Source organism: Pseudomonas sp. NPDC086278, assembly GCF_050280905.1.
In the GTDB taxonomy this organism is placed as follows: domain Bacteria; phylum Pseudomonadota; class Gammaproteobacteria; order Pseudomonadales; family Pseudomonadaceae; genus Aquipseudomonas.
Map to the genome: position 1 here is coordinate 1 of NZ_JBNNWE010000169.1, position 5,734 is coordinate 5,734.

The 5,734-nt window shown below is 60.5% G+C and carries 4 protein-coding genes; all 4 read right to left on the bottom strand.

Features of this window, described 5'->3' with window-relative positions; genetic code table 11:
* Nucleotides 1-95: 95 nt before the first annotated feature.
* From ACQKP4_RS28160 to ACQKP4_RS28175, 4 genes are read right to left on the bottom strand one after another with little or no spacing between them, the layout of a single operon-like run.
* Nucleotides 96-1,706, bottom strand: a complete 1,611-nt coding sequence (locus ACQKP4_RS28160) for an ABC transporter ATP-binding protein (RefSeq protein WP_427637314.1) — start codon at nt 1,704-1,706, stop codon at nt 96-98.
* Between the two features lies 1 nt (nt 1,707).
* A complete protein-coding gene (locus tag ACQKP4_RS28165) occupies nt 1,708-2,727 on the bottom strand; it encodes an ABC transporter permease (RefSeq protein ID WP_427637316.1) in 1,020 nt (339 codons plus the stop codon).
* Nucleotide 2,728: 1 nt separating this feature from the next.
* Nucleotides 2,729-3,802, bottom strand: coding sequence for a microcin C ABC transporter permease YejB (locus tag ACQKP4_RS28170; RefSeq protein WP_392889186.1), 1,074 nt, complete (start codon nt 3,800-3,802; stop codon nt 2,729-2,731).
* Between the two features lie 4 nt (nt 3,803-3,806).
* Nucleotides 3,807-5,639 (bottom strand): extracellular solute-binding protein, encoded by a 1,833-nt coding sequence (locus tag ACQKP4_RS28175; protein WP_427637318.1) that lies wholly within the window; start codon nt 5,637-5,639, stop codon nt 3,807-3,809.
* Between the last annotated feature and the right edge of the window lie 95 nt (nt 5,640-5,734).

Genomic DNA, 5,734 nt, shown 5'->3' on the forward strand with positions numbered 1-5,734 from the left:
TACGCCAATGCGCCGAGGTTGCGGCGCGTTGGCAGTCACTTGGGCTATCGGGTCGAGGTCGCCCAAGTCAGACCGACGCCTGACCGCGCAACTGGTTATTGCGCAGTGGCTGGTGCCAGGAAAGCGGCTTCCAGCAACTGCTGTGTATACGGATGTTGAGGAGCGGCAAAGATACTTTGCGCGTCTCCCTGTTCGACCACTTGGCCATGCTTGACCACCATCAGCTGGTGGCTCAGCGCTTTGACGACAGCCAGGTCATGGCTGATAAACAGATACGTCAGGTTGTACTTGGTTTGCAGTGAACGCAGCAGCTCCACCACTTGGCGCTGGACTGTCCGGTCGAGGGCCGATGTCGGCTCGTCCAGCAGAATCAACGCCGGTTTTAGCACTAATGCCCGGGCAATGGCGATTCTCTGCCGCTGCCCGCCGGAAAATTCGTGGGGGTAGCGGTTCCGGGTTTCCGGGTCCAGGCCTACCTCCTTCAATGCCGCAATAATCGCTTGTTCCTGTTCCGCCTCGGTGCCGATCTTGTGGATCCGCAGGCCTTCGCCGACGATCTGGCTCACGCACATTCGCGGGCTCAGGCTGCCGAAGGGGTCCTGAAACACCACCTGCATTTCGCGGCGCAGTGGCCGAACTTCGTTCTGCGTCAGGCAGTCTAGCTGCTTGCCTTCAAAACGGATCGCGCCTTGGCTGCCGATCAGCCGCAAAATCGCTAAACCGAGCGTCGACTTGCCGGAACCGCTTTCGCCCACAATCCCCAACGTCTGACCCTGAGGCAGGCTGAAATTGATGCCGTCGACCGCTTTGATGTGGTCAACGGTCTTTTTCAGCAGGCCTTTCTTGATCGGGAACCACACTTTCAGGTCCTCGACTTCCAGCAGCGGCGGCCCGATGACATTGGTCGCAGGCTTGCCGCTGGGCTCCGCTGCCAGCAGTTCCCGAGTGTACGGATGCTGCGGCGCGCGGAACAGCTCTTCGCACGATGCCTGTTCGACGATGCAACCGCGCTGCATGACACATACGCGATGCGCAATTCTTCGCACCAGGTTCAAATCGTGACTGATCAGTAGCAGCGCCATGCCCAATCGAGCCTGCAATTCCTTGAGCAATTCGAGGATTTTCAGCTGAACGGTCACGTCCAAAGCGGTGGTCGGCTCGTCAGCGATCAGCAATTCCGGCTCATTGGCCAGCGCCATGGCGATCATCACCCGCTGACGCTGACCGCCGGACAATTCGTGGGGCAGCGCCTTGAGGCGCTTGTGCGGCTCCGGGATGCCGACCATTTCCAGCAATTCCAGGGTGCGTCGGGTCGCAACCTTGCCGGTCAGGCCTTTGTGGATGCCCAGCACCTCGTTGATCTGCTTTTCGATTGAATGCAGAGGATTGAGCGAGGTCATCGGCTCCTGAAAAATCATCGCGATGCGGTTGCCGCGAATGTGGCGGATGGTTTTTTCTTTCAGGCTCAGCAGGTCTTGCCCGGAATACTCGATGGTGCCGGACGGGTGCCGCGCGAGCGGGTAGGGCAGCAGCCGCAGGATCGAGTGGGCGGTCACCGATTTGCCGGAGCCACTTTCGCCGACCAGCGCCAGGGTTTCGCCGCGCTTGATGTCGAAGCTCACGCCTTCGACCACCCGCTGGCAGCGCTCGCCAACGACAAATTCGACGGCGAGGTCGCGCACTTCGATCAGATTGTCCTGATTCATTTCACTTCCTCGGGTCGAAGGCATCGCGAGCGGACTCGCCGATAAACACCAGCAAACTCAACATCAAGGCCAGCACCGCAAACGCGCTCATGCCGAGCCACGGCGCTTGCAGGTTGGATTTGCCTTGCGCCACCAGTTCACCGAGCGACGGGCTGCCTGCCGGCAGGCCAAAGCCAAGGAAATCCAGTGCGGTCAAGGTGCCAATGGCGCCGGTCAGAATGAACGGCATGAACGTCATGGTCGAGACCATGGCGTTGGGCAGGATGTGGCGGAACATGATCGCGCCATTCTGCATCCCCAGCGCCCGGGCCGCGCGCACGTATTCGAGGTTGCGCCCGCGCAGGAACTCGGCGCGGACCACGTCCACCAGGCTCATCCAGGAAAACAGCAGCATGATCCCCAGCAGCCACCAGAAGTTGGGCTGGACGAAACTGGCCAGAATGATCAGCAAATACAACACCGGCAACCCGGACCAGATCTCCAGAAAACGCTGGCCGGCCAAGTCGACCCAGCCGCCGTAAAACCCCTGCAAGGCCCCGGCGATCACACCGATGATCGAGCTGAGAACGGTCAGCGTCAGGGCAAACAGCACGGAAATCCGGAAGCCGTAAATCACCCGCGCCAGTACATCTCGGCCCTGATCGTCAGTGCCGAGCAGGTTGTCGGCCGAGGGCGGTGCCGGCGCCGGGACTTTCAGGTCGTAGTTGATGCTCTGGTAGCTGTAGGGAATTGGCGCCCATAACACCCACGCGTCTTTGGCCTTGAGCAATTCGCGGATATACGGGCTCTTGTAGTTGGCTTCCAGCGGGAACTCGCCGCCGAACGTGGTTTCCGGGTAACGCTTGATGGCCGGGAAGTACCAGCTGTTGTCGTAATGCACCACCAGCGGTTTGTCATTGGCGATCAGCTCGGCGCCAAGGCTCAGGCCGAACAGCAGCAGAAACAGCCACAGCGACCACCAGCCACGTTTGTTAGCCTTGAACAGTTCGAATCGTCGGCGATTGAGCGGGGACAGGTTCATCTCAATGCTCCCGGCTTTCGAAGTCGATGCGCGGATCGACAAAGGTGTAGGTCAGGTCGCCGATCAGTTTCACCACCAGACCGAGCAAGGTGAAGATGAACAGCGTGCCGAACACCACCGGGTAATCGCGGTTGATCGCCGCTTCGAAGCTCATCAGGCCGAGGCCGTCGAGGGAGAAGATCACTTCCACCAGCAACGAGCCGGTGAAGAAAATCCCGATAAACGCCGACGGGAATCCCGCGATCACCAGCAGCATCGCGTTGCGGAACACATGGCCATAGAGCACGCGGTGGTTGGTCAGGCCTTTGGCCTTGGCGGTGACCACGTACTGTTTGTTGATTTCGTCGAGGAAGCTGTTTTTGGTCAGCAGGGTCATGGTCGCGAAATTGCCGATCACCAGGGCCGTCACCGGCAGGGCCAGGTGCCAGAAATAATCGAGAACCTTGCCGCCCATGCTCAACTCGTCAAAGTTGTTCGAGGTCAGTCCCCGCAGCGGGAACCAGTCGAAATAGCTGCCGCCGGCGAACAGCACGATCAGCAGGATCGCAAACAGGAACGCCGGGATCGCGTAGCCGACGATGATCAGCGAACTGGTCCAGACGTCGAAATGGCTGCCGTGTCGCGTGGCCTTGGCGATTCCCAGCGGAATCGACACCAGGTACATGATCAACGTGCTCCACAGCCCGAGCGAGATCGACACCGGCATCTTTTCCTTGATCAGGTCGATGACCTTGGCGTCGCGAAAGAAACTGTCGCCGAAATCCAGCGTGGCGTAGTTCTTGACCATGATCCACAGCCGTTCCGGCGCCGATTTGTCAAAGCCGTACATGTGCTCGATTTCTTTCACCAACGCCGGGTCCAGGCCCTGAGCGCCGCGATAGGCGGAGCCGGCCACCGAGACTTCGGCGCCACCGCCGGCAATCCGGCTGGTCGCGCCTTCAAAACCTTCGAGCTTGGCGATCATTTGCTCCACAGGCCCGCCGGGTGCGGCCTGGATGATCACGAAGTTGATCAGCAGAATGCCGAACAAGGTCGGGATGATCAGCAGCAGTCGCCGAAAAATATACGCCAGCATCTGATTACTCCATGCCCGCAGGGTCGAGTTGCAGTTTGGTTTCGACTTCTATCGCAGGTTTCGCGTCAGGCTTGACCCACCAGGTGTTGGTGCCGATGTCGTACAACGGCGAGATTTTCGGATGCCCGATGTGGTTCCAGTACGCCACGCGCCAGGTTTTGATGTGCCAGTTGGGGATCACGTAATAGCCCCATTGCAGCACGCGGTCCAGTGCCCGTGCGTTGGCCACCAGGCTCTTGCGTGAATCGGCGTTGATCAGTTGCTCCACCAGATGGTCGACGCTCGGGTCCTTGAGCCCCATGGAATTGCGGCTACCGGGTTTGTCGGCGGCGGCCGACATCCAGAACTCACGCTGTTCGTTGCCCGGCGAGTTCGACTGCGGGAAGCTGCCGACGATCATGTCGAAGTCCCGCGAGCGCACGCGGTTGATGTACTGCGAGACGTCGACCCGCCGGATCACCAGATCGATGCCGAGGTCACTGAGGTTGCGCTTGAACGGCAGCAACACGCGCTCGAACTCGGTTTGCGCCAGCAGGAATTCGATGGACACCGGTTTGCCGGTGGCGTCGACCATTTTGTCGTCGACAATCCGCCAGCCGGCCTCTTGCAGCAGTTGATAGGCCTTGCGCTGCTGGGTGCGGATCATGCCGCTGGCGTCGGTCACCGGGTTCTCGAACGCTTCGCTGAACACCTGCTCGGGAATCTTGCCGCGAAACGGATCGAGGATCGCCAGTTGGTCGGCGTCGGGCAGACCGGTGGCGGCCATTTCCGAGTTTTCGAAATAGCTGCGGGTGCGTATGTAGGCGCCGTTGAACAGTTGTTTGTTGGTCCACTCAAAATCCAGCAGCAGCGTCAGCGCCTGGCGCACGCGCACGTCCTGGAACACCGGGCGCCGCAGGTTGAACACGAAACCCTGCATGCCGGTCGGGTTGCCGTTGGTGATCTGCTCCTTGATCAGCCGGCCTTCGGTGACGGCCGGGATGTTGTAGGCGTTGGCCCAGTTCTTCGCGGTCATCTCCAGCCAGAAATCGAACTGGCCGGCCTTCAGCGCTTCCAGCGCCACGGTGTTGTCGCGGTAATAGTCGGTGGTCATCACATCGAAGTTGTAGAAACCCCGGTTGACCGGCAGGTCCTTGCCCCAGTAATCCTTGACCCGCTCATAGCGGATCGAGCGTCCGGCCTTCACTTCGGTGACCTTGTAGGGCCCGCTGCCCAAGGGGATTTCCAGGTTGCCCTTGTTGAAGTCGCGGTTGGCCCACCAGTGTTTCGGCAACACCGGCAACTGCCCGAGGATCAGCGGCAATTCGCGGTTGTTGCTGTGCTTGAATTTGAACAGCACGGTGAGCGGGTCTTCGGCGACCGCTTCCTCGACATCGTTGTAGTAACCGCGATAAAGCGGGGCGCCGTCCTTGGTCAGCATCTGGAAGCTGAACACCACGTCTTCGGCGCGCACCGGGTGGCCATCGTGAAAACGCGCCTCGGGCCGCAGGTAGAAACGCACCCAGCTGTTGTCCGGGGCTTTCTCGATCTTGCCGGCGATCAAGCCGTATTCGGTGAACGGCTCGTCCAGCCCCTGCTTGGCCAGGGTGTCGTAGATGATGCCGATGTCATCGGCAGGCACGCCTTTGCTGATGAACGGGTTGAGGCTGTCGAAGCCGCCAAAACCCGCCTGACGGAAGATCCCGCCCTTGGGCGCGTCCGGGTTCACGTAATCGAAATACTTGAAGTCGGCCGGGTATTTCGGCGGCTCGTTGTAAAGGGTCACGGCATGTTGCGGGGCGGCGCAGGCCAGCCCGGCGAACAGCAGACCGCTGGCCTGCAACAGCAGGGCGCGCATGGGTGGTTTGATCCAGCCGCAGGATTTCTGCCTGTCCGGGCCGATTGCCTGCGCGCCGTTGCCAGCATTGGTTGCAGCGCCGGTGCGGGCAGTCG